This window comes from Methylobacterium sp. 2A, assembly GCF_009806555.1.
Taxonomy (GTDB): Bacteria; Pseudomonadota; Alphaproteobacteria; order Rhizobiales; family Beijerinckiaceae; genus Methylobacterium.
This window is the reverse complement of sequence record NZ_VUOK01000029.1, coordinates 15830-39071: the sequence shown is the minus strand read 5'-3', so window position 1 is coordinate 39071 and position 23242 is coordinate 15830. Positions and strand designations below refer to the sequence as shown.

27 protein-coding genes and 2 pseudogenes are annotated in these 23242 nt (G+C 70.8%); 16 read left to right on the top strand and 13 right to left on the bottom strand.

Annotated elements, in window-relative coordinates:
- The first annotated feature begins 2 nt into the window (after positions 1–2).
- From FVE89_RS14755 to FVE89_RS14750, 3 genes are all read left to right on the top strand, one after another.
- Positions 3–623, top strand: a complete 621-nt coding sequence (locus FVE89_RS14755) for a cobalamin B12-binding domain-containing protein (RefSeq protein ID WP_160534689.1) — start codon at positions 3–5, stop codon at positions 621–623.
- Positions 624–711: 88 nt separating this feature from the next.
- Positions 712–957, top strand: a complete 246-nt coding sequence (locus FVE89_RS31165; protein ID WP_246730780.1) for a hypothetical protein — start codon at positions 712–714, stop codon at positions 955–957.
- A gap of 2 nt (positions 958–959) precedes the next feature.
- Positions 960–1724 carry a Crp/Fnr family transcriptional regulator gene (locus tag FVE89_RS14750; protein ID WP_342389717.1) on the top strand — a complete coding sequence of 255 codons (765 nt, stop codon included), beginning with the start codon at positions 960–962 and terminating at the stop codon, positions 1722–1724.
- 4 nt (positions 1725–1728) lie between these two features.
- Here the strand turns inward: FVE89_RS14750 and FVE89_RS14745 are convergent, their stop codons facing one another.
- The 6 genes from FVE89_RS14745 to pufL are packed head-to-tail and all read right to left on the bottom strand — an operon-like array spanning position 1729 to position 6791.
- On the bottom strand, positions 1729–2214 hold the full coding sequence (locus tag FVE89_RS14745; RefSeq protein WP_160534687.1) for an HPP family protein: 486 nt from the start codon (positions 2212–2214) through the stop codon (positions 1729–1731).
- Between the two features lie 12 nt (positions 2215–2226).
- Positions 2227–2883 carry a photosynthetic complex putative assembly protein PuhB gene (puhB, locus tag FVE89_RS14740; RefSeq protein ID WP_160534686.1) on the bottom strand — a complete coding sequence of 219 codons (657 nt, stop codon included), beginning with the start codon at positions 2881–2883 and terminating at the stop codon, positions 2227–2229.
- Entirely contained in the window at positions 2880–3803 is a 924-nt protein-coding gene (puhA, locus tag FVE89_RS14735) for a photosynthetic reaction center subunit H (RefSeq protein WP_160534685.1), read from the bottom strand. The genes puhB and puhA overlap by 4 nt, the downstream gene beginning before the upstream one ends.
- Entirely contained in the window at positions 3800–4894 is a 1095-nt protein-coding gene (gene pufC / locus FVE89_RS14730) for a photosynthetic reaction center cytochrome PufC (protein WP_160534684.1), read from the bottom strand. Before pufC ends, puhA begins: the two co-directional genes overlap by 4 nt.
- Positions 4891–5892, bottom strand: a complete 1002-nt coding sequence (pufM, locus tag FVE89_RS14725) for a photosynthetic reaction center subunit M (RefSeq protein ID WP_160534683.1) — start codon at positions 5890–5892, stop codon at positions 4891–4893. Before pufM ends, pufC begins: the two co-directional genes overlap by 4 nt.
- Before the next feature lie 59 nt (positions 5893–5951).
- Positions 5952–6791, bottom strand: a complete 840-nt coding sequence (gene pufL / locus FVE89_RS14720; protein WP_160534878.1) for a photosynthetic reaction center subunit L — start codon at positions 6789–6791, stop codon at positions 5952–5954.
- A 145-nt stretch (positions 6792–6936) separates the two neighbouring features.
- On the opposite strand from pufL, the gene FVE89_RS14715 reads away from it, so the two are divergent.
- The 7 genes from FVE89_RS14715 to FVE89_RS14685 all read left to right on the top strand — a co-directional run bounded on the left by FVE89_RS14715 (position 6937) and on the right by FVE89_RS14685 (position 12259).
- Positions 6937–7296 (top strand): SH3 domain-containing protein, encoded by a 360-nt coding sequence (locus FVE89_RS14715; protein WP_160534682.1) that lies wholly within the window; start codon positions 6937–6939, stop codon positions 7294–7296.
- Positions 7297–7401: 105 nt separating this feature from the next.
- Positions 7402–7614, top strand: a complete 213-nt coding sequence (locus FVE89_RS14710) for a hypothetical protein (protein ID WP_160534681.1) — start codon at positions 7402–7404, stop codon at positions 7612–7614.
- A 580-nt stretch (positions 7615–8194) separates the two neighbouring features.
- Positions 8195–9766: a PAS domain S-box protein gene (locus tag FVE89_RS14705; protein WP_160534680.1), complete on the top strand. Its 1572-nt coding sequence runs from the start codon at positions 8195–8197 to the stop codon at positions 9764–9766.
- Positions 9759–10379, top strand: a complete 621-nt coding sequence (gene fixJ, locus FVE89_RS14700) for a response regulator FixJ (protein WP_160534679.1) — start codon at positions 9759–9761, stop codon at positions 10377–10379. The genes FVE89_RS14705 and fixJ overlap by 8 nt, the downstream gene beginning before the upstream one ends.
- A 171-nt stretch (positions 10380–10550) precedes the next feature.
- Entirely contained in the window at positions 10551–10976 is a 426-nt protein-coding gene (locus tag FVE89_RS14695; RefSeq protein ID WP_160534678.1) for a CBS domain-containing protein, read from the top strand.
- Positions 10977–11097: 121 nt separating this feature from the next.
- Positions 11098–11499 (top strand): response regulator, encoded by a 402-nt coding sequence (locus FVE89_RS14690; protein ID WP_160534677.1) that lies wholly within the window; start codon positions 11098–11100, stop codon positions 11497–11499.
- Between the two features lie 85 nt (positions 11500–11584).
- On the top strand, positions 11585–12259 hold the full coding sequence (locus FVE89_RS14685; protein WP_160534676.1) for a helix-turn-helix domain-containing protein: 675 nt from the start codon (positions 11585–11587) through the stop codon (positions 12257–12259).
- Positions 12260–12613: 354 nt separating this feature from the next.
- Here the strand turns inward: FVE89_RS14685 and FVE89_RS31160 are convergent.
- A pseudogene (locus FVE89_RS31160) lies at positions 12614–12937 on the bottom strand (molybdopterin-binding protein); the annotation flags it as partial.
- On the bottom strand, positions 12934–13707 hold the full coding sequence (locus FVE89_RS31155) for a hypothetical protein (protein ID WP_246730778.1): 774 nt from the start codon (positions 13705–13707) through the stop codon (positions 12934–12936). The gene FVE89_RS31155 and the pseudogene FVE89_RS31160, both read right to left, overlap by 4 nt.
- A 315-nt stretch (positions 13708–14022) precedes the next feature.
- On the opposite strand from FVE89_RS31155, the gene FVE89_RS14675 reads away from it, so the two are divergent.
- On the top strand, positions 14023–14778 hold the full coding sequence (locus FVE89_RS14675) for a cyclic nucleotide-binding domain-containing protein (RefSeq protein WP_160534675.1): 756 nt from the start codon (positions 14023–14025) through the stop codon (positions 14776–14778).
- Positions 14779–15110: 332 nt separating this feature from the next.
- On the opposite strand, the gene hmpA is transcribed toward FVE89_RS14675, so the two are convergent.
- On the bottom strand, positions 15111–16355 hold the full coding sequence (gene hmpA, locus FVE89_RS14670; protein ID WP_160534674.1) for an NO-inducible flavohemoprotein: 1245 nt from the start codon (positions 16353–16355) through the stop codon (positions 15111–15113).
- Between the two features lie 94 nt (positions 16356–16449).
- Between hmpA and FVE89_RS14665 the strand changes: the two genes are divergently transcribed.
- Positions 16450–16911: an Rrf2 family transcriptional regulator gene (locus FVE89_RS14665; protein ID WP_160534673.1), complete on the top strand. Its 462-nt coding sequence runs from the start codon at positions 16450–16452 to the stop codon at positions 16909–16911.
- A 237-nt stretch (positions 16912–17148) separates the two neighbouring features.
- On the opposite strand, the gene FVE89_RS14660 is transcribed toward FVE89_RS14665, so the two are convergent.
- Positions 17149–17364 (bottom strand): hypothetical protein, encoded by a 216-nt coding sequence (locus FVE89_RS14660; RefSeq protein ID WP_160534672.1) that lies wholly within the window; start codon positions 17362–17364, stop codon positions 17149–17151.
- A gap of 286 nt (positions 17365–17650) precedes the next feature.
- Between FVE89_RS14660 and FVE89_RS14655 the strand changes: the two genes are divergently transcribed.
- The gene (locus tag FVE89_RS14655) at positions 17651–18391 is read left to right on the top strand and encodes a helix-turn-helix domain-containing protein (RefSeq protein WP_160534671.1); all 741 of its coding nucleotides are present in this window, start codon (positions 17651–17653) and stop codon (positions 18389–18391) included.
- 10 nt (positions 18392–18401) lie between these two features.
- Here FVE89_RS14655 and FVE89_RS31150 read toward each other — a convergent pair.
- Positions 18402–18722, bottom strand: a pseudogene (locus FVE89_RS31150) (cytochrome c); the annotation flags it as partial.
- Positions 18722–19534 carry a universal stress protein gene (locus FVE89_RS14650; RefSeq protein ID WP_160534670.1) on the bottom strand — a complete coding sequence of 271 codons (813 nt, stop codon included), beginning with the start codon at positions 19532–19534 and terminating at the stop codon, positions 18722–18724. The gene FVE89_RS14650 and the pseudogene FVE89_RS31150, both read right to left, overlap by 1 nt.
- Before the next feature lie 419 nt (positions 19535–19953).
- Here FVE89_RS14650 and FVE89_RS14645 point away from each other — a divergent pair, with 419 nt between their 5' ends.
- The 3 genes from FVE89_RS14645 (at position 19954) to hemN (ending at position 22819) form a co-directional block, all read left to right on the top strand.
- Positions 19954–20640 (top strand): OmpW family outer membrane protein, encoded by a 687-nt coding sequence (locus FVE89_RS14645; protein ID WP_160534669.1) that lies wholly within the window; start codon positions 19954–19956, stop codon positions 20638–20640.
- Positions 20641–20903: 263 nt separating this feature from the next.
- Positions 20904–21167: a hypothetical protein gene (locus FVE89_RS14640; protein WP_160534668.1), complete on the top strand. Its 264-nt coding sequence runs from the start codon at positions 20904–20906 to the stop codon at positions 21165–21167.
- 299 nt (positions 21168–21466) lie between these two features.
- Positions 21467–22819: an oxygen-independent coproporphyrinogen III oxidase gene (hemN, locus tag FVE89_RS14635; protein WP_160534667.1), complete on the top strand. Its 1353-nt coding sequence runs from the start codon at positions 21467–21469 to the stop codon at positions 22817–22819.
- 283 nt (positions 22820–23102) lie between these two features.
- Here the strand turns inward: hemN and ccoS are convergent, their stop codons facing one another.
- Positions 23103–23240 carry a cbb3-type cytochrome oxidase assembly protein CcoS gene (gene ccoS, locus FVE89_RS14630; protein WP_160534666.1) on the bottom strand — a complete coding sequence of 46 codons (138 nt, stop codon included), beginning with the start codon at positions 23238–23240 and terminating at the stop codon, positions 23103–23105.
- Between the last annotated feature and the right edge of the window lie 2 nt (positions 23241–23242).

Sequence of the window (23242 nt, the reverse complement as noted above, 5' to 3'; positions counted from 1 at the left end):
CATTGACGCGGCTCCTGATCGACAATCCCGATGGGTTTCGGGCGGAGGTCAGGCGGCAGGCGGTTCGCGGCGCCCCCTGGCAGGTCCTGGCCGCGGAGATGCTGGCGCCGGTGGCACGGGATCTGGGCGTGATGTGGGAGCAGGATCTCTGTGACTTCCTCGCGGTCACGGAGGCGATGGGACGGCTCCAATCTCTCTTGCAGGATGCGATCGGACCGCAGGTCGAGCACGGCGTCGGGCCGCCCGGGTGCCGCATTCTTCTTGCCGGGGCGCCAGGGGAAACCCACACTTTCGGCCTCTGCCATGTGGCCGGGCTCCTCCGCGATGCGGGCTGGACGACGGCGATCGCCGGCGGAACGGGATCCGATACCCTGGCGGCGCTCACAGCAGCGCTGGCGAATGGCTGGTACGACGTCCTCGGCCTCTCCGTGGCCTGCGACGTCCATTCGGACGCCCTGCGGCGGGCTATGCCGGCGATCCGTCGCGCCTCGCGCAATCCCGCGCTGCGCGTCGTCGTCGGGGGTGCCCTCGTCGCCCGGGATGGCGTGGAGCCCGAGATGTGGGGTGCCGATGCCTGCCTCACCGACCCCGCCCTTCTGCCTCCCGCGCGCACGGCCGTGTGAGCGGCGCCGGACGGGCTGCAACCATTCCTGCCGTGCTCGGTTTGGACCGGGTCGTCCCGCCCCGAGACTCTTGCCCGAGACTTTCGCCTTGGCACGCTACTTCTTCGAGATCGAGAACGGCGGCCTGCACGGGGACGATACCGGTGCGGAATGCCGCGACCTCGACGAGATCCGGGCCATCGCCGTGCGGACACTGACCAGCATCGCGGCGGAAGAGGCTGTCCATCACGACCGGCACAGGGGCGCGGTCACCGTCCGGGATGCGGCTGGGACGTCCGTGCTGACGGTGACCCTCACCCTGACGACCACCTTGTCGAACCAGGACGAGGCGTAGCCGTGGCAGGATCCCACTCCCAGATCCTGACCCCCCTGCTTCGCAAGCTCGAGAGCGTCATTCGCCTCAACGAAGAGGAGCGACGGGCCGTGCTGGCCCTGCCGCACGTGATCCGGCAGGTCGGCCCTCACGAGGACGTCGCCACGGTCGGGGAGCGGCCCGCTCATTGCTGCCTCGTCCTTGAGGGCTGGGCTCACCGATATGGCTATACCGCGGCGGGCGACCGCCAGATCCTGTCCTTCTATATCGCCGGGGATATTCCGGATCTGCAGCACCTTTACCTGCCGGTGATGGACCATTCGCTGGCAAGCCTCACGGCCTGCACGCTGGCCTTCATCCCGCACGAGGCGATGCGCGCCCTCGTCGTCGGCCGGCCCGGGGTCATGGCGGCGCTCTGGCGCGACACGCTGGTCGATGCCTCGGTCTACCGCGAGCGGATCATGACGCTCGGCCGCCGCCAGTCCCTGGGGCGCACGGCGCATCTCTTCTGCGAGATGTACATGCGCCAGCGCGCCGTGGGACTGGCGGATGACCTGTCCTGTCCGCTGCCGCCGACGCAGGCGGAACTGGCCGATGCCGTCGGCGTCACGGCCGTACATTTCAACCGGTCGCTTCGGGCCCTGCGGGCGGAGTGCCGGATCGTCCTCCAAGGCGGCCACTTGACCATCGGCGACTGGCCGGGCCTCGTGGCCGCGGCCGAGTTCGATCCCGTCTACCTGCACTTCAACGAGGACCGGCACCGCGCCGACGAAAGGGCTTCGGCCTGATCGTTCAGGGGCGAAGCATCAGGGAGAGGCGGCGCGCGCCCTCCCCGAGCGCGGTCAACAGCAGCACGGCAGCCGCCAGACGCGCCGCCCCGGCGAGGGTGGCGGCCTCGGAGCCGAGGGTGACGATCAGTGCCGTCGCACCGCCGGCCGGATTGATCGCGCCGAGGAGGGCCTGCAGCAGCAGGGTTCCGGCGACGGCGGCCGTCGTCGCGGCCACCCGCCCGACCGTCAGGGAGTGGAGCCCGCTGAAGCTCGGGTCATGGGCGGCGCCCAGCGCATAGAGCATCGCGAAGCCGGAGGCGGCCCCGCAGAGCTGGCCGACCGCCGTGTTCCAGGCCCGCGCGCTCGGCAGATCCGGCAGGTGGACCTGCAGCAGGATCGCGGCGCCCAGGCTCGGCACCAGCAGGGGTTCGCCCAGGGCGATGGAGAGGGCGCCCACGAGGCCGAGCACGAGCGCGGCCATGAGAGCCTGGAGCAGGTCCGTCGTCATGGCCGCGCCCCGTCAGGCCGCCGTCGCGTGCGGCGTCGCCGCAGACGGGACATCCTGCCCGGTCATGGCCGGCGGAGGATCGTCGAGGCGTCGGGCGAGCTGGGTCCCGAGGAGCGCCGCGTCCGGCAAGCCGCGCAGCATCGGCACCGGGGCGGACAGGCTCACGCCGCGGACATGCGGCCACAGCTTGCTGTAGCCGATGCCGCCCCCGTCCCGCACGGTCAGCGCCACGTCCCCGGTCCCGTCGTGATGGATCCGCACGGCGACGCTGCGGAGCGCGCGCAGGGGGATGTCGACGGTGCCCTGAAGGGCGATGCCGTGGCGGATGACGATCCGCAGGGTCGTCACGGTGTAGGTCGTGCTGCGGGCGAGCGCCCAGGCGAGGTAGGCGAGGATCCCCATGAGCGCCGCGCCCTGAGCGAGCAGCACGGCCAGGTCGAACACTTCCTGGGGGCGCAGGCCCCTGACGGCGACGATCAGCGCGAGCTTCCACCCAAGCAGCACAGCGAAATATGCGGCGAGCCAGCGCATCTTCAGGAGTTGGCGGCGCAGGGCCGACACCTCCGGCCGTCCCTGCCAGAGGATCCGCTCGGCGGGTTCCAGGCGGACGCCCGCGGGGCGCGGGGGAGCGCCGCCCGGTGCGGTGCGGTGTGGCGTGCGTATCGTCATGCCGTGGGCCTCCGGCCGGGCCATGTGCGGGGCGGGCCACCGAACGCGCGTCGGCGCACGCCCTCGGCGAACATCTTGCCCCCGGCGAAGTAGGCGCTGATCCGATCCTCCTCCCGGGCCGTCATCCGCTCGGGATCCTTCAGTTCGGGGATGGCCGCGAACTGCTCGGCGAAGATCGAGCGCGTCTTCACCCGGCGGAACTTCGGGCTGACATCGGCGAAGAAGACCGGCATCAGGCGGCGCCCCCCATCGTTCAGCTCGACTTCGAGGTAGCGCAGCAGCTTGGCGCCGCGATCGACCCACACGTCGCGGACATGGCCGGCGACCTTGTCGTCGCGGCCGACCACCGGCATCCCCACCGGATCGGAATCGCCCCCTTGGACGTGCCACGCGTCGCCGACCGCGCGCAGGGGCACGAGCTGCAGCTTCTCGCCCTCCATCAGGAGGGGCTCCTCCGCGCGCAGCACGTAGGAGGCCGGACCCACGGGATCGCGCATCGGGTTGGCGCCGGTCGGCACGAAGGCCGAGCCGGGGAACGGATGCAGATGGCGGACCGGCACCTCCGGGGGCGAGGTGAAGTTCGGCAGGGTGACCGTGCCGCCCTTCTGGAGCGTGAAGGTCTTGGGCGCGGGCGGCGGCGGGAAGCCGACGAGGGGATGGGCGCGGGGAGGCTGCGTCGGGTCCTCCATCGGATAGCCTTCGCGCTTGTCCTCGGCCCGGAGATACCAGCACAGGGTGCCGAAGAAGAGCGCGAAGGCCCAGAACAGCACCACGACGCCGTCGATGTGCTGCGTCACCGCGCCGAGATGGAAGCCCCAGGCGCCCACGGCTTCGGTCGCATGGGTGCTGCCGAGGAGTCCGGTGGCCGGGGGGATCTCATGGCCGGCGGATCCGGCGATCTGGCTGACGCCCTCGTTCACGGCTGGCCTCCCTGGTCGGCGGCGGAGGCGGCGTGTTCGCGGCCGGGACCCTTCAGCCCGGGGAAGACCGTGAGGAGCTCCTGCGCGTGGTCGGCGGGCTTCGGCAGCCCGTAATGGCAGGTGCCGCACAGGACGAAGCCGTTGCCCTCCTGCGGGCCCCGCATCCGGTCGGGCAGCACGATCGTGTGCGGGTCGTCCGCCGTCTCCCGAATCTGCGGCATCCGCACCGCCAGCGGCAGCAGCACGTTGCGGTTGAGGTCGCGGACCATCTGAAGGCCGGAATAGCCGGTCCAGCGGGCGGGCAGGCTCTGGCCCCAATCGTAGAAGGCACGGGAGTTGTGACAGGAGGTGCAGTTCACGCCCAGGCCGGCGGACATCTGCATCATCACCTCGTAGAGCCGCTTCACCACGACCTGGTCGGCCACCTGCCCGTTGGGCAGCGCCGTGTAGGATTGGGCGAGGCCCGGCGTCTCCTGGAGCAGATAGAGCTCGTAGCCGGCATTCGGGAAGAACTGGCGCACGCTGTCGCCGGACTCGTTCCAGTTCTCCGGCTTGTCCATATGCGCGCCCTGCGGGTGGGGGGGCCGCGAGAACCAGATCTCCGCCGGCACCGGCTGGCCCCGGTGGCAGGACCAGCAGGTCACGCCGGCGGCGCCGAGATGCTCCGTCCAGTCCGCGTTGAGGTGGCGGACCATCTTGATCATGTCTCGGGCGGCCGCCTTGGTCGGCTTCTCGTCCGAGGCGAAATCGGCCCCCGCGTGGCAGAAATCGCAGCCCTGCTGCGGGGCGACCCAGTTGGTGATCGCCTGCTGCAACCGCATGAACGCACCGGCATCCAGGTCGGTGAGCACGGTGACGTTCTTGTAGGCGTCCGTCGCCTTGCGGGTGTCCTCGATCAGCGGCGGGTTGGCCGGCGGCGGCCCGTTCCGGGTCTGGAACAGCGGGCTGCCGGTGGGGGCGTACTGCACGAGGGAGGGGCCGTTCGGGCCGAGCTGCGTGCCCTGCATCGGCAGGTTCCAGGTCGGCACGAACAGGGTGAACAGGCCGGCGCAGACGAGGCCGACCGCCAGGATGGGGGGGCCGATCCTCATCGCCCGAGCACCTTGTCCTGCATGGCCTTGAGCGCCTTCGCCGGCGGGGCGGCGGGGAGGTTCGGCGCCTGCCGGTATTGCGGGGCGAGCCCGTTCTTGACGCCCCAGAGGTACCAGTTGTCGACGAGGGTGCCCGTGGCGAGGATGCCGATGCCGCCGGTCAGGGTGACGAGGGTGGCGAACCAGTAGAGCCAGCGGTGGATCGACTCGTAGTTCGAGTTGAATCCCATGGTCCAGCGCCAGAACAGGGCCGCGCGCTCGGCGGCCGTGCCCCGGTCGGTGATCTGGTGGGTCTCGCGCTCGCCGCCGAGCGGCGTCACCGCCAGGATCGTCCCGGCATGCATGGCGAACAGCATGGTCGACCCGTAGAGGAACGAGATCGAGAGCATGTGGAACGGGTTGTAGAAGATGTTGCCGTAGCGGACCGAGAAGGTCGCGGTCCAGTTCAGGTGCGGGATCACCCCGAACGGCACCGCCTCCGACCACGAGCCCATGGCGATGGGGCGGATGAAGCCCAGCACGAGGTAGAGCCAGATCGCGCTGGCGAAGCACCACGGGATATGGGTGCCCATGCCGAGCGCCCGGGCGCGCCGATACATCTTCACCCACCACAGCAGGATCGCCGCGGTGAGGAAGAACCCCGCCATCAGCCACCAGCCGCCCTCCCGCAGCGGCGGGAACGGGTCGAGGCCGTACTTCGCCGGGGGCGGATCGAGCGACAGGAACGGCAGCAGGCGGATGAACCGCACCGGGTTCCAGTCCACCGAGGCCAGCATGTTCAGGCCGATGATCTCGATGGCGATGAAGCCGCAGAGCAGGGAGGCCACGCCGGTCGGCCCGAGATGGGTCGGCAGAACCTGCATCTCGCCGATGCGCCCGAGCCACTGCGAGTGGAACGGTTTCCCGATCCGGCCGGGCGAGCCGATCTGCAGCGGCGGCCCGTCCTCGTCGGGTCCGCGCAGCTCGATATGCGTCCACAGGGTGTGGAACTGCGGCATCCGCGTGATCTCCGAAGGGATGGCGTCGGCAGGGGCGGTGGGGGGCGGGGACGGGGCGGCTAGATCTTGCCGCCCGTGCTCCAGACCGGGAGGTTCAGGTACCAGTCCCACCAGTAGGGCCAGCCCTGGGTCCAGAACGGGCCGGAGATGATGATGCAGATTGCGCTCCACAGTCCCGCATTCAGGGCGAGAAAGTATCCGAGCCTGTGAATGCCGATCTCGCCGATCGAATACATGATCGTGTCGCGGAAATAGGCGCTCTCGTATTCGTCGTACTTCACCGGCTTGCCCTTGCCGGGATTGGCCGCCGCCAGGATCTCGCCGGCATGGAGGCCGAGCGCGAAGGTCGTGGTGAAGAAGCACGTCACCGCGATCATGTGCGCGGGATTGTAGTGGAAGTGCAGGTGCTGGTAGCCGACGTTCGATACCCAATCGAGGTGGCTCATGATGCCGTAGGGGAAGCCGTAGCCCCAGGCTCCGAGCAGGATCGGCCGCACCACGTTGAGCGAGGCGTAGGCGAGGATCGCGAAGGAGAACGCCACCGGCACGTGGTAGCCCATGCCGAGCTTGCGGCAGATCTCCACCTGCCGCAGTGCCCAGGAGACGAAGGCGCCCAGCGCGCAGACCGTGATGATCTGCCAGAGACCGCCCCGCTTGAGCGGCGCGAAGGCCAGCCCGTCGGCGATGGGCGGCGGATCGATGCTGATCTGGAACAGCGCCCAGGTCGGGCCGATGGCGGCGCCGTAGACGATGAGCAGCGTGCCGAGCAGGGCGAAGACCGCCGCCGTGACGCCGAAGAAGCCGACGTAGAACGGCCCGACCCAGAAATCGAACAGGCTCCCGCCCACCAGCGTGCCGCCGGCGATCCGGTATTTCCGCTCGAACGAGAGCATCGCCATGCCTGTGGCCCCTGTCATGCCCTGTGTCATCAAAAAATGACACCTCTTCTGTCAGTTTGGTATGACATTTATCAAGTCTGCGGGATGAGTGACGCGGTACGGTGCGGCATGCCGACGGGATCGGCGCCAGCGGGAAAACGGGTCGATGGGACGGATGTCGGCGGTGGCCCTGACGGCCGGCCTGCTCTGCGGCGCGGCGGCGCCGGCGTCAGACGCGTCGGAGCCGGCCCGCTGGGACACGTATTTCTACGCGGCCCCCCGCAGCAGCGCCCCCGTGCTCGACGAGGTCGAACGCGAGACGCCCCTCGATGTCCGATCGTGTCAGGCGGGCTGGTGCCGCGTCGTCTACGGGAAGACGGAAGGCTTCGTGCGGGAGGAGATCGTGCACGGGCCGGCAAACGATCTCCTCCCGGACGGCCGGCGGCCGGAGGGAGCCTGCTTCACGGCGGTGCAGCCGGGCGGTGGGGCGTGGCAGGACGAGACGTTCTGCCCGCCGAAACGGTAGGGGAAGCGCCGCCCGGTCGAGACCTCGACGTTGGCCGCGTCGACATCGACCGTTGCCGCAGGCGCCAGACGGTCGGCGCCCTGGCGGCCGCCGCCGAGATGCACCGTGCAGCCCTGCCTCGCCCCCGAGGCCTCGATCAGCGCCAAGGGCAAGCAGTACTTCAACGCGCCAGCGTACATCACCGGCGCGACGCTGCCGGACGAGGACGGGCCGCTCTCTGCTTTCGCCCGGGCGAAGTCCATCGGTTCGGTCTTCGCGACGCCCACCAACGATATCGGCCTGCCAGGCTACACGACGGTCGATCCCGGCCTCGGCTAAAAGCTCAAGGGTACGGCGTTTCTCGACGGGATACCGGGGGCACAGGACGGCACGTTCAAGCTCAACCTGACCAACGTGCTCAACGCCAAGTGCCCGTACATCAATCCCGGCAACGGCACGGGCATCCAGATCACCTCCGCCGGTACGCCGGCCTGCCCTTGCCCGCGTGCCAAACCCGATAGTCTTCCGATTGGGCACGCAACCGCAAGGTGGACGGGCCGAACCTTTGCGACATGCAGGTGCAGCGAGACTTCCAGCCGCTCCGAGGGCCGCTCCGCCTTGCGGCACCTTTACCCGTCAACGGTAAAACCGTCAGCGCATTGCAATGCTCCCGGGAACGGATCTAGGACGGATCAAAGACGTGCGCCGCGGTGCGGCTTCGCAGACAAGGTCTCGCTGTGTTGTGCGCGGAAGCCCGCGATGCGGAGCGGGAATGGGCTTGGCTTGTCGATCCGGCCGGGCCGACATGGAACCGGATGACGGCCTGGCAACACGGGCAGCGCGGGGGATGGGAAGCCGCGACTCGGGGGCGCCCATTCCGGGGCACCGCCTCGACCTCGCGAGACGGAGCCTTGTGACGATGGTGCATGCGACCCCGCCACCGGGCGGCACGACGGAAGAAGGATCAGCCGGCCCAGCTGTCGGCATCCCGCTGAGCGCCGAGGACCTGCGGAACATCCTCGACGAGGCGGGCATCTGCACCTGGGTGCTCGACATCCCGACCGGGCGCATTACGGTCTCGCAGACCTGCGCCCGGTTGTTCGGCGTGCCGGAAGAAGACCTGACCAGTTTCGCGGCGACCCAGGCCCTCGTGCATCCCGACGACCGGGAAGCCAGGGCCGCCGCCATCCGTCACGCATTGGAGCATGGCGGGAGCTACGAGGTCGATTACCGCGTCATGCGCCCGGACGGGCATGCCCACTGGCTGCGCTCGCGCGGGACGGTGCGTGTCGGCCCGGACGGGAGGCCGTGCGGCCACTGGGGCGTGGTCACGAGCATCCACGAGCAGCTGCAGGCCGACGAGGGGCTGCGCGCGCGCGAGGCCCACCTGCGCTCGATCCTGGAGACCGTGCCCGACGCCATGGTCGTCATCGACGAGCAGGCCCGGATCAAGTCGTTCAGCGTCGCCGCCATGCGCCAGTTCGGCTACGCGGAGGCCGAGGTGCAGGGCCGCAACATCAGCCTGCTGATGCCCGAGCCCTACCGGAGCCAGCACGACACCTACATGGCCCGCTACCTCTCCACCGGCGAGCGGCGCATCATCGGCATCGGCCGCGTCGTCGTCGGCCAGCGCAAGGACGGCTCGACCTTCCCGATGGAACTCTCGGTCGGTGAGATGCGCTCGGGCGGCGAGCGCTACTTCACCGGCTTCATCCGCGACCTGACCGAGCGCAACCAGACCGAGACGCGCCTGCAGCAACTCCAGTCCGAACTGGTGCACATGTCGCGGTTCACCGCGCTGGGCGAGATGGCCTCGACGCTCGCCCACGAGATCAACCAGCCGCTCACCGCCATCGCGAGCTACCTGAAGGGCTGCCGCCGGCTCCTGAGCCGCATGGATGGTCCCGATGTGGCCCTGCTCTCGGATGCCGTGAACGAGGCGGCCGAGCAGGCGCTGCGGGCCGGGCAGGTCATCCGGCGCCTGCGCGAGTTCGTGACCCGCGGCGAATGCGAGCGGCACATCGAGGGATTGCCTCAGCTGGTCGAGGAGGCGAGCGCGCTGGCGCTGGTCGGCGCCCGGGAGAAGGGTGTGCACGTCACCTTCGCCCTCGACCCGGCCGCGCCCCTGGTCCTGGCCGACCGCATTCAGGTGCAGCAGGTGCTGCTCAACCTCATCCGCAACGCCATCGAGGCCATGCAGGACGCGCCGCGGCGCGAATTGGTGGTCGCGACGCGAGCCCTGCCGGCCGAGGGCCTGGTCGAAATCCGCGTGTCGGATACCGGGACGGGCATCTCACCGGACATCGCCGCGCAGCTCTTCCAGCCCTTCGTGACGACGAAGGCGAACGGGATGGGCGTCGGCCTGTCGATCTGCCGCACCATCGTCGAGGCGCATGGTGGCAGGATCTCGGCGGGCCCCGGCCCGGTTTGCGGCACCGAGTTTCGGTTCACCCTGCGGGCGGTCGACCGGAAGGAGATGGACCATGTCTGATCAGCCGGTGGTGCACGTCGTGGACGATGACGACGCGGTGCGCCGCGCCCTGGCCTTCCTGCTCGCCACCGACGGGCTCGCGGTGCGGGTGCACGCCTCGGCCGTCGCCTTTCTGGAGAGCGTCACCGAGGTCTCGGGTTGCGTGCTGACCGACGTGCGCATGCCCGACCTCGACGGCATCGAGTTGCTGCGCCGGCTCAAGCGCAGAGGCAGTCCCGCGCCGGTCATCGTGATGACCGGGCACGCCGACGTGCCCCTCGCCGTCGAGGCCATGCGCGAAGGAGCCCAGGACTTCATCGAGAAGCCGTTCGATGACGAGGTGCTGCTTTCCACCGTCCGCGCCGCCCTGGCGCAGGCCGAGCAGGGCGCCGCCCGCGCCGGGGAGATGGCGGCGGTGCGAGCGCGCATGTCGGCCCTGACGGAGCGTGAGCGCCAGGTGCTGGACGGACTGGTCGCCGGCAAGGCCAACAAGGTCATCGGCCTCGACCTCGGCATCAGCCCGCGGACGGTCGAGATCTACCGGGCCAACGTCATGTCCAAGCTGCAGGCCGGCAGCCTCTCCGAACTCGTTCGCGCGGCCCTCGTCGCCGGGCACTTGCCCGGCGGTCCGTGACGCGTCCCGGCCTCCGCTCCCAGCTCGGCGCGCGCCGGGACCGTTGCGGTCGCGCTTCCTTGATCCAGTTCAAGGGCGGGCAACGCTTGCGCGGATACCGGTGGGTGACGACGCGGCGGTCGATCCAGGGCCGAACACCCGCCGTCGCGTCGGAGAGGCGGAGGGCGCGGCATGATACCGAGAACCGTCGGGGACCTGCTGTCGGGCGAACCGTTGGTCGCGGTGACCGGCCGCTTCACGGTCGCGGCGGCCTGCCACCGGATGCGGGAGCACGGCATCGGAGCGCTCGCCGTCCTCGACGACGCGAAGCTCGTCGGCATCCTGAGCGAGCGCGACGTCGCCGTCCGCGTCGTCGCGGGACACCGTGACCCGATGCTGACCCTCGTCCGCGAGGTCATGACGCACGAGCCCCTGACGATCGCCGCGGATGCCGACATCGCGACGGCGGTCCGAACCATGTCGGCGGGCGGCTTCCGCCACCTGCCCGTCACGCGGGGCGGCGCGATCCTCGGGATGTTGTCCCTGCGAGATATCCCACATACCAGCAATGTCTTGACCGAAGACGAGAAGGACATGCCGGCCCTTGCTTTGGGTTGAGGGCCGACCACTTATGGCCGTGTCCTTCGCGTATAGGGCGGTTCGATTGCTGTTGAGCCAGATCAAGGCGCGCAAGCCGCCCGCGGCTCATGAGAGGACGGTCCCTGGTTCCGGATGTGCCATGCTTCCCCCTTCCGGTCCGGTCCTCGTCGTCGATGATGACGAGGCCGTCCGCCACTCGCTCAAATTCGCGCTGGAACTCGAAGGGCTCGACGTCCGGCTCTACGAGGACGCCGAGCACCTGCTGCGGGAAGACGGGCTGCCGGGCACCGGCTGCCTCGTCGTCGACTACCAGATGCCGGGCATGAACGGGGTCGAGCTCGTCGGGCGGCTGCGCGGCCACCATGTGGGCCTGCCCGCCATCCTGATCTCGGGTCGGGTCACCGAGGAGTTGCGGCAGCGCGCGGTCGGGGCCGGATTCCACTTGGTCCTGGAGAAGCCCCTGATCGACGGCTCCCTGCTCGCCGGCATCCACGACGCGCTCGAAGCCCCGTCCCGAGGTCATGCCGGCGGGGCTACGTAGAACCCCTTAAGAGAAGGGCCGGAATTTCGCCCGGGCCAGCGGAGGCGTAGCCCTCATCCCGACACGCAATCGCGTCGAGGGCCCCATGCAATTCGCACTCGCCACCGCCGGCCTCGCCCCGCTCCTCAACGCCGGTTCCGCGCCCCATCTCGGGCCGCGGCAGGAGGCCGGCGTCGGCTCCCGCCGCCGCTTCGAAGCCGACGAGGAGATCTACGCCGAAGGCGATCGCGCGGCGCACTTCTACAAGGTCGTGTCGGGGGCGGTCCGGACCTACAAGCTCCTCGACGACGGGCGCCGTCAGATCGCCGGTTTCCACCTTCCCGGCGACATCTTCGGCGTCGAGGCCGGTGAGGAGCACCGGTTCGGCGCCGAGGCCGTCACCGAGACGACCTTGGCGGTCCATCGCCGGAGCGACCGGGAGGCGCTGGCGCGGGACGGGGGCGCCCTGGCCCGCGAGGTCGTCGCCGCCATGATGGGGGCGCTGGACCGGGCGCAGGAGCACATGATTCTGCTCGGCCGGAAGTCGGCGAAGGAGCGGATCGCGAGCTTCCTGCTCGGACTCGCGGAACGGACCCGATCCGCCACCGCCGTGGAGCTTCCGATGTCGCGGGGCGACATCGCCGACCACCTCGGACTGACCGTCGAGAGCGTGTCGCGCTCGCTCACCCAACTGGAGCGGGCCGGAATCATCGAATTGCCGACCAATCGGCGCATGGTGGTGCTGCGCGACAAGGCGACGCTCCGACGCCTCGACGCCTGAGTTCGGTCGCAACTGCCCGATCCCGGAGGTCGCCTTCGGCAGCTTTCGCTCCCGGCGCACGCCGCCGATTCCCGCCATCGGGGCGGACCGGGGGAGCGGACGAGACGCTTGGCTCGGCGTCAAACCGGGCAAGCCGGCGATCGTGCGGCGGATAGGCGGCGCCGTCCACCGCACGCCGGACAACACCGTCTCGGCCGTGGTGTCGTGGTCGCTCCTTGAGCATCGGAACCCGGCGGCCTTCGGGTGCCGTGCGCAAGCCCCTTCGGGCGCATCGCGTCCGTCCCGGGCCAACGCGTCCGCGACGCCGTCGATCCCGGAGGAAGAACGCCCGACGATCGGGGGTGGTGGGGTGCGCTAAGCGCCGGCGGGCCGGAAGGCCGGCAGGATGGACGGGTCGGTCTCGATCCGTGCGGCCCCGATCAATTCCAGGCAGTAGGGTACGGCCGGCATCACCGCCGGCAGCGACACGCGGATCGAGGAGGGGCGGCCCGGCAGGTTGACCACCAGGGCCTTGCCCCGGATGCCGGCCGTCTGCCGCGACAGGATGGCGGTCGGCACCTGCTCCAGGCTCCGCAGGCGCAGCACTTCGCCGAAGCCCGGCATCATCCGCCCGCAGGCCGCCTCGGTGCCCACCGGCGTGAGGTCGCGCGGGGCCGGGCCTGTCCCGCCGGTCGTTAGATGTCCATCTGCTCGCGCATGTTGGCCGTCACGGGCACGCTGCGCAGCCCGACCCAGGCGGCCAGGGCGAAGAGCACGACGAACGGGATGTAGACCGCGGCGGCGTTGTGCAGCCAGACCTGCCGGGCGATGGCGCCCTTGGTCATGGTCTGCGATTCGCCGAGCAGCGCGCCTCCCGCCAGGGCGAAGCCGATCACCCAGGGCGTCAGGAACTGGACGACGGAGACGCCGAAATTGCCGATTCCGGCCTGGATGGCGAGCGCCGTGCCCTGCAGCCGCTTGGGGAAGAACAGGCTGGTGGAGGGCATGAACGACGAGAAGTTGCCGCCGCCGAGCCCGGCCAGGAATGCCAGCACGAGGAGTGCCCAGAAGGGCGTCGTCGGATCCTGGACGGCGTAGAACCAGCCGATCGCCGGCACCAGCAGCGACAGGCTCGACAGGGTCACGACGTGCCGGGTGCCGGACATCGGCGTCAGGAACATGTGCACGAGGCGCAGGCTGCCGCCGGCAAGGCCCGGCATGGCGGCGAGCCAGAAGAGCTGCCCGGTCGTGAGCTTGAACCCGACCGCCGGCAGCGCGACCACCAGAGCCGAGACCATGAACCAGACGATGAACGACATGGTCAGGTTGGCGGTGGTGATCCCGAGGGTGCGCCAGGCGAGGCGCGCCCCCTCCTTGGCCCAGAAGGCCGGGTTCTCGGGTTCCCAGCGGGAGAGCCAGGTCCCGCCCGCTGGGCGAGCGGGCGCGAGGGGTTGCGTGCCGACGGTCATGGTCGTTGCCTCTCGGGTTCGGAAAAGGGGCGGCCCGGTTCGTCCTCGCCGGGCCGGCGGGCTTTACGCGGCCGGCACGCCGGCGGGCGGGCCGAGAGCCACGCGGCGCCGGTCGCAGGACGTGACGGAGGTCAAGTCGATCATGGCGCCGGCTTCCGGGGCGGGCAGGACGTGCGGCGCAACCTTCTGTGATGCCGGGCGGGGCCGTAATTGATCCAGCGCAAAGTCCGGGTTGAGCCGGGAGAAGGCCCGCGCGGCGGTTCGCCCTTGATGCAGATCAATGCGCCGCGCGGGGCGGCCCGGAATGCTCGACGCATGAGCGCAGCCACATCCCGGTTGAAGGTTGCCAAGCTTCGTGACGGCGGTCACGGTCCTGCCGACGGCCGGCCCGGCCCGCTGTCGCGGCACACGATGGAGCACGCGCTGCCGGCCGGGACGGTCCTGTTCGAGCAGGGCGAGGTCCCGAACTTCCAGGTCATCCTGATCTCGGGCTCGGTCCAGCTCTTCGGCCGTTCCGCGGACGGGCGCGAGGTGCTGATCGAGGTCGTGCGCGCGCCCGACCTGCTCATCCCGGCCGCCGTCCTGACCGGCTCGCCCTACCCGATGCAGGCGCGCGTGCCCGAACCCTCGCGCTTCCTCCTCGTGCAGGCCGACCCCTTCCGCGACGCCATCGACCGGGACCCGCACCTCGCCCGATCCGTCCTCGGGACGCTGGCGGAGCAGTTCCGACGCATGGTGCGGCAGACCAAGAACCTGAAGCTGCGTTCGGCGGCCGAACGGGTGGGCTGCTACCTGCTGGTCCTGTCGGAGCGCCAGGGCACGCCCGGCCGCGCGCTGCTGCCCTACGAGAAGCACGTCATTGCATCCGAGCTCGACATGACGCGGGAATCGTTCTCGCGCGCCCTGAACGCCCTCACGAAGTCGGGGATCGCGGTCGACGGGCAGGAGGTCGCCATCCACGACCGCGCCCGGCTCGCGCAGGCGGCGATGCCCGATCCCCTGATCGACCCGCCGGTCCCGGACGATGCGGGACGGCAGATGCTGGACCTGATCGGGCGGGTGAAGGGATAGGGATCCACCCTTTCAAGGTGTTTGGGCTGGCTGAGAGGATCGCGATCCGTGGCCCTGACGGACTGAAAGAGCGCCGCCTTTTCCGTTCTCCCTTGCGGGGCTTGCGGATTCACACATCCCCGTTGGAAAACAGGCGCGGAGCCGCCTTCGCCTTTCCAAGGGAGATGTGTGAATCCGCAAGCCTGCGGGGAGGGGCCAGGGGAGGAGAGCGCGCTTGGCCGATGTCCTGATGATCCGGCAAACACCTTGAAAGGGCTGGGATAGGGACCCGAACCCGCCCCGGAGCCATGCCCGCGCCGACGCAACCGCCTGCGCGGGCGGCCCCGTCGGGATCAGGCGGCGAGCTTCGCGTCGTCCCCGGCCAGCTCGTCCGCCGGTCCGAAGAACTCGAAGCGCACCCGCTCGTCCGGGATGCCGGCCCGCCGCAGGCCGTTCACGAGCGACGCCAGGAAGGGTTTTGGCCCGCACAGATAGTAGGTCGCCGTGGCGTGCGGCGTGTTCGCGACGAGCCAGCCGGCCGTGATCAGCCCCGCTTCGTCGTAGTGCTCGCCCTGCCGGTCCTGCGCCCCCGGCTCGGCGTAGAACGTCCGCACCCGGATGTTCGGGTTGGCCGCGGCCGCGGCCGATGCGGCGGCGCGCATCGCGTGCACCCGGCCGTTCAGCGCCCCGTGGACGTACCAGGTCGGGCGCTCGGGCGCCTCCGCCTCGATGGCGGCGAGCATGCTCGCCATCGGCGTGAGCCCGACGCCCCCGCTGACCAGCACCACCGGGGCGTCGGACGTCCGGTCGAGGAAGAAGTCGCCCGCAGGCGGCGCCGCGCGCAGGACCGTCCCGGACCCGGCGTGGTCGTGCAGCCAGTTCGAGACGATGCCGGCCGGTACGCCCGGATGGGCCTCGCGCTTGACCGTGATGCGGTAGGCGCGGTCGTTCGGCGCGCACGAGATCGAGTAGTTGCGCTTCAGCACCCCGTGGCCGGGCAGGTCGAACAGGAAGCCCAGATACTGGCCCGGCTCGTGGCGCAGGACCGGGCCGCCGTCGACCGGGACCAGCATGAAGGAGCGGATCGTCTCGCTCTCCTGCGTCACCGCCTCGACGCGGAAATCACGCCACCCGTTCCAGCCGCCGGGCTTGGCCGCGAGGTCGCGGTAGATGGCGGCCTCGCGCCCGACCAGGATCTCGGCGAGGAACCAGTACGCCTCGCCCCAGGCCGCACAGATCTCGGGTGTCGCCGCGGCGCCGAGGATGTCGCCGATGGCGCCGAGCAGCGCGTCGGCCACGTAGGGGTAGTGCTCGGGCAGGATGTTGAGCGCCACGTGCTTCTGCGCGATGCGCTCGACCGCCCCTCCGAGGGCGCCCAGGTTGTCGATGTTGCGGGCGTAGGCCAGCACGGCCTGGGCGAGGGCCTTCGGCTGCGAGCCGATCTCGCCATGGTGCGACTGATTGAAGAGGTCGCGCATCTCGGCATTCTCGAAGAGGCGCTCGTACATGCGCTTGGTGATGGCCAGGCCGTGCGCCTCCAGCGCCGGGACGGTGGCCTTGATCAGGGCGATGGTGGCGGGGCTGAGTGGTGCGGGCATGGCCGGCCATAAGGTGTATCGAACGCACACCTTATGGCCGAGCCTTTCAAAAGGTACAACAGAAATATACCTTAAGGGGTGCTACGGAATTGACATGCGTCTGACCCGCTTCACCGACTACGCCTTGCGCACCCTGATCCATCTGGGCGCGAAGGAGCCGCGGCAGGGCTCCATCGCGGAGATCGCGGCGGCCTACGGCATCTCCGAGAATCACCTCGTGAAGGTCGTGCACCAACTCGGCCGGATGGGGCTGGTCCGGACGACCCGCGGCAGGGGCGGTGGCCTGCGGCTGGCCCGGCCGGCGGCGGAGATCCGCATCGGCGACGTCGTGCGCGCGACCGAGGAGGATCTCGCGCTCGTCCCGTGCTTCGCCGGCGAGCGTTGCGCCATCACGCCCGCCTGCCGGCTCAAGGGGGTGCTGGGCGAGGCGCTCGCCGCGTTCCTGGCCGTGCTCGACCGCCACACCCTGGCCGATCTGCTGGAGCCGAGCGCCGGCCAGGATCTCGCGGCCCTGCTCGGCATCGAGCCGGGGCTCCCGGCGGACGCCCCGGCCTAGGGGGCTGCGCCAGCGCGGCGACGTTCGGGGCCGTAGGCGCGTTCACCGCCGAGCCCGGCAAGCGCGCGACCTGCGGGACCAGGGCCGGGTGATCGCCGTCGGGGCCGGCAGAGGGCTTCCAGCCACTGCGGTCGCCAAACCTCGGGCCCGGGCTGTCACAGGGCCGGATCCGGCCACGGCCTCGGCCGCCCTTTCCGGCGCCCGGGTTCGGTGCGCTCGTGGCTGATCGCGGTCTCTTCAGGCAGCCAGTTCGGGACATTCGACGACCTCGCAGGTATCGGCCCGCAGCCGCCAGTCGATCACGCCGGCGACCTTCTGGAACGTCGCCTTGGCCGCGTAGGCGGCGGAGATTTCCGAGCGGGCGGTGACGACCATCTGCCGCTGCACGACGCGATGGTCATGGCCGGTGTCGTCGGGAACGGTCTTGTTGAAGGTGACGAGGTACTTGCGCATCCCACGCCTCCGCTGGCTTCGACGGCCGAGGCCTATCGAAGGCCCGGGGGCGCGGCCTTGATCCAGCGCAAAGACGCCGGCGCTCCGGCCGGACCGCGGTCCAGATCAGGGGGCGCCCCGGCATGGTCGCCCTGGCTCCATGGGGCGTCGCAGCGGACGGCGCGGCACCGTTCCTTTCCGCGCCTCCCTTGCGCTGAATCAATGCAAGACCCTTCCGGCGCCGCAACCTGACCGGGACGGGGGCGGTCGCGATCGGCCCAGGCTCCCGCCCGCTTCGGGAGGCGACATGCTGATCGATACAGGATCGTGCGAGAGGGTCCCTCACGCCTGTCACCATGGGCGCTCGGAGAATGGCTGCGCCGATTGCAAGGTGCGCCTGATCAGCGTCTGCTCGGTGCTGGCGCTGGCCGAGCTGGAGGAGCTGGAGGCGCTGAGCCAGCACCTGATCCTCGAGAAGGGTCAGACCCTGTTCGGCCAGGGCGAGCATGCGGGCTCGGTCTTCAACGTCATCGCGGGCGTGCTGCGCCTCAGCCGCCTGCTCCCTGATGGGCGGCGCCAGATCATGGGGTTCGCGCTGCCGGGCGACTTCCTCGGCCTCGCCCTGCAGGAACGCTACTCCGTCTCGGCGGAGGCGCTCGGGCCGGTGACGACCTGCCGCTTCGGCCGGGAGGATTTCGCCGCCGTGGTCGAGGCCAAGCCGCACCTGCTCAAGAGCCTGCATGAGCGCGCCGGCTACGAGTTGACCCTCGCGCAGGAGCAGATGCTGCTGCTCGGGCGCCGCACGGCCGAGGAGAAGGTCGCTGCCTTCCTGCTCTCGCTGCGGGAGCGATACGCCCGCACCGGCCACGCCTCCGTCACGGTGGAGCTGCCGATGGGCCGTCAGGACATGGCCGACCACCTCGGGCTGACCATCGAGACCGTCAGCCGCATGCTGAACCGGCTCGACCGGGCGCATGCCATCCTGCTCGTTCCCGGCGGCGTGCGCCTGCTCGACCTCCCGCGGCTCGAACGGATGGCGACCTGTTGAGGCCACCGTATCGCCCGCGCGTCTTGAGAGAGGCGATCAGCGCCTCGGCCTGATCCGGATCGAAGCGGAATTCGGGCATCGACGGATGGCCCGCACGGAGGCCCTCGGTGAGCGCCTCCGCGAGGGCATCGACCGGATAGCGCTCGTGGAGGGTGCGGAACGGCGGGGCCTGCCGGAGCGGGCTCGCTCCCGTCCGGCCGCCGGCGCGACAGCGGGCGCATTCCGCACGCGCCAGGGTCCGGCCGCGCTCGGCCCTGGCGTTCCAGGCGGCGGCAGGCGCCGCGCGGCCCAGCAGGACCGCCGACGCCACGGAAGCGGGTGCCACGCCCATCAATGGCTCATCAGGCAGCAGAGCGGCGAGGTCCGCAGCATGTCCCGGGTCACGCCGCCGAACAGCCATTCCCGCAATCGCGAATGGCCGTACCCGCCCATCACCACGAGGTCGGCATCCTCGCGCGTCGCGAAGCGCAGGATCGCGTCCGCGACCTCGCCGGCCGGCGCGTCCAGCAGGTTCGTGGTGACGTGCGCGCCATGGCGGCATAGCAGGTCGGAGACTTCCTCGGCCCCCTCGAAGCGGGCGTCGCGGCCGGCCGTCGCGACGAAGACCTTGTCGGCTCGTGCGACGAACGGGAGGGCGGCCGTGACGGCGCGGCGTGCTTCGGGCGCGTCCTTCCAGGCGACGACGATGCGGGCGGCGTGGAGGCGCTCGACGCCCGGGGGCACCACCAGCACGGGACGCCCGGCTTCCATCAGCACCGTGCCCGGGTCGGGGACCATCGCGTTCCGCTCCTCCCGCGGGATGTCGCGCCCGGCCACGATCAGGTCGGCGCCGCGCGCCTGCCGGACGAGGAAAACCTCCGGCGCGGCCTCCGCTTGCCGCCAACTGGTGCGGATGTCGGTTCCGGCGTTCGCCCTGAAGTCTTCCTCGACCTCCGCGAGGTCCTCGGCCAGTCCGGCCTGCTCCTCGTCGTAGAAGGCCTGCACCGCCGCGATGTCTGCGGTCGGCCCGTTGGGCGGGAGCTTGCGGGCGGCGACGCCGGTAAGGCTGGCCTCGAACCGACGCGCGAGGTCCGCCGCGAGGCGGACGCGTCGGGTAGCCGCCTCGCCGGTATCGAGGGCGACCATGATGCTGGCGATGGACATTGAGCGGCTCCGGTTCGGGATGAAAGACCCGTCGAGGCTCGCTTCGCCGACCCGGCGCGGATGATCCTTGATCCAGCGCAAAATCGATCGGCTCACCCGGGCGAGCGCCGCAGGGCACCGCGTCGGACAGCACCCCAGTCGGCGCCGAAACCCGCATGCCGGACGCATCGTCCTCTGTCCCGCGCCCGGGAGCGGGACGTCGAAGCGCCCTGCCGTTCGCCTGCCCCGGAGGATGCCGAGGCGGTTGTCGTGGCCACGCCACCGGCCCGGCCGGCCCGGCCTCACGCCGGCCGTGAGGGGTCCGGTCGCGCAGGCCAGCGCAAGCTGGGCCGTTTGATCCCGATCAAGGACGGCGGGCGCTGCGATGAAAAAGTGGACGCGCGGCCGAACGCGGCCTTTCTCCGGATTCGATCGGACTCATGCGCAAGAAGACCCTCCTCGCCGCAACAGCTGCCGTTCTGGCTTGCACCTCTCCAGGCGCCCGCGCCGCCGACCTCCCGACCTTCGCGGCGCCGTCGGCCCCGGCCCCCGTCCTCGCCACTTGGTCCCCCTGGCTGGTGCGCGTGCGCGCCCTCGGCGTCCTGCCGGACCCGGGTGCGCGCCTCTCGGCTGCGGGCGCGCCGCTGGCCGGCGCCGGGGTCGCCATCACCGACTCGGCCATCCCCGAACTCGATATCTCGTATTTCTTCACCAAGAACATCGCCGCGGAGGTGATCCTCGGCGTGACGCGGCACGGCATCCAGGGGGCCGGCGCCCTGGCGGGCACGCGCATCGGCAGCACGTGGATCCTGCCGCCTACGCTGACCCTCCAGTACCATTTCGACGGCTTCGGCCCGCTCAAGCCCTATATCGGCGCGGGCGTGAACTACTCGATCTTCTTCGGCGAGCACGAGCGGGGCGGCTTCACGGGCTTCCGCCTGTCGAACAGCTTCGCGCCCGCCCTGCAGGCAGGCTTCGACTACATGCTCGACGAGCATTGGGGCGTGAACGTCGACGTGAAGAAGCTCATCCTCGACACCAAGGTGAAGCTGAATGCCGGCGTGATCCGTGGCCGCGTCGATATCGACCCGTGGATCGTCGGCGCCGGCCTCACCTACCGGTTCTGAACCGGCCAGCCAGGGCACCTTGCCGGATCGCGGCCGGGTCCCGCGACCGTGGACGCTTCCGGCACCGGTTCCGCCGTCGCGCTCGAACGGGTGTGACGGCGGTGCCGTGGGGCCTCGACGTGAGCGGCCGCCGGACGAGTCGGCCGATGAGGTCGCGGCCGCCCGCCAGCAGCGGCAGGACGCGGCAGGTCCCGTGACCGAAGGCGGACCCGACGCGAGCGCCGTCCGTCGCCCCCGGCATTCCAGCACTCCCGAGAACCGTCATGGGCCGTTCGAACCTCCCTTCGCCGATGCGCTCGGCCGAGCCTTCGCCGGGCGCGACGGCCCGGATGGACCTCCTCTGGGGCGCACAGACCCACGAGGCGGTGGCCGATAGCCTGTCCGACAAGGCGCACCGTCTCGACCCGACCGGAGCGCTGCCGGCCCTGCGGCTCCTGCGCCGGATGATGCGCGATCACCGGATCAAGGCCATGCTCCTGCGCGGGCAGGCGGCCATCGCTGACGGGACCGCGCCCGGCGCGCGGTAGCAGGGCGGTTCCTGCCCAAGGGCCGAGGCTGCCGCCGCGCCCTCGCCAGACCGGCCACCGTGCCCCGACAACCTGGCTCCTCCTGGACCATCGCGATCGCGAGCCGGCTCCAGCGGCCCTCGGCCTGGTGTCCGCCGGGCATCCGCCCGGCGCGGGCGTGTCGCGGATCGGGCTGGAGAGCGACCTGCCGGCGTTCCTCTGCCCTTGAGCCACATCAAGGCGAGCCCATGCCCGGATGCCTAACGCGGACCGAGGCTCCGGCCCCGGAGGCGGGCCGGTGAATTCGAAGAGGCGCGGGCATGCGGGAGGATCTGAGGGCGCGCTACGGGGAGGAGCGGCTGCCCCGCTACACGAGCTACCCGCCGAGCCCGCACTTCACCGCCGACATCGATGCCGGCCGCCATGCGTCATGGTTGGCGGAGATGCCCGCCGCGGCCACCGCCTCGCTCTACCTGCACGTCCCGTTCTGCCGGTCGATGTGCTGGTATTGCGGCTGCCACACCAGCATCACCCGGCACGACGCACCCATCGCCGACTACATCAATCTTCTCGAACGGGAGATCGGACTGGTCGCCGCCCGGTTCGGGCACGTGCCCCTGGTCCGCCACGTCCATTTCGGGGGCGGCACCCCGACCGTCATGGCCCCGGAGGCCTTTCTCCGCCTCGTCGCGGCCCTGCATGCGCGCTTCCCCTTCGATCCGGACGCCGAGATCGCCGTCGAGATCGACCCGCGGACGCTCGTGCCCGCGATGACCGGGGCACTCGGCCGGGCCGGCGTCACGCGCGCGAGCCTGGGCGTCCAGAGCTTCGACCCGCTCGTCCAGGAGGCGATCCGTCGCCGGCAGGGCCTCGACATCACCGCCGCCGCGGTCGTGGGCCTCAGGGCCGCGGGCGTGCGGGCGATCAACCTCGACCTGATCTACGGTCTGCCGCACCAGACGGTGGATTCGTGCGTCGAGACGGTGCGGCAATGCCTGGAGCTGCGCCCCGACCGCTTGGCGGTGTTCGGCTACGCCCACGTGCCCGCCTTCAAGAAGCACCAGCGCCAGATCGACGAGGCCACGCTGCCGGACGGGTGCGCGCGCCGCGCCCAGGCCGAGGCCATCGCGGCGACGCTCGCCGTCGCCGGGTACCGCCGGATCGGCCTCGACCACTATGCCCTGCCGGGCGACCCGCTGGAGACCGCGCAGGCGGAAGGCCGGCTGCGGCGGAACTTCCAGGGCTACACGACCGACCCGAGCGACGCCCTGGTCGGACTGGGCGCCTCGGCCATCGGGCGGCTTCCGCAGGGCTACGTCCAGAACGCGCCGGGGCTGCGGGCCTATGCCGAGCGCGTGGGGCGGGGCGAACTCGCCACGGTGAAGGGGTACGCGCTGACGCCGGACGACCGGCTGCGCGCCGACCTGATCGAGCGGATCATGTGCGACTTCGCCGTCGATGTCGGGCGCATCTGCCGCGCCCATGGCCGCGATCCGGGCGCGTTCCTCGCGACGCTCCCACGGCTCCCGAGGCTCGCCGCCGATGGGCTGGTGCGTCGGGAGGGCGACCGCCTCGTCATCCCGGAGGCGGCCAGGACCTTCGTGCGGAACGTCGCCGCCGCGTTCGACGCGCATCTCGGGACGTCCGCCGCCGTGCACAGCCGCGCCGCCTGACGGCAGGTCGGTCCAGGCCGCAGAACCAGAGCAGCAGCCAACCGGGTCGCTCACCGGGCCCATCCCGGCGAGCCCCGCAGGCCGAGCGGCGCACGCCCCACGCATTCGCCCGTGGGGCCGCGAGCATGCCCGCCGCACCGAAGGGGCGCCGGACCGCGGCCACCGCGGCGAGGAGCGCGAGGCAGGTCGCCGCCACCGAACAGACGCGGCGAACGGATGCACACCCTCCCCCTTGGTGAGGCGAAGGTGGTTCCGCTCCTTTCCCTGCGGCCCGAGCCCCCGGTCAATCGTCGTGGAGCACGCGGTACTCGGCGCCCTCGATGTCGTCGTACTGCCCGGTCCGGAGCGCCCAGAGGAAGGCGGCGAGGCCGAGCGTGCCGAGCGCCAGCGCGATGGGGATGACGAGGAGAAGGACGGTCATGG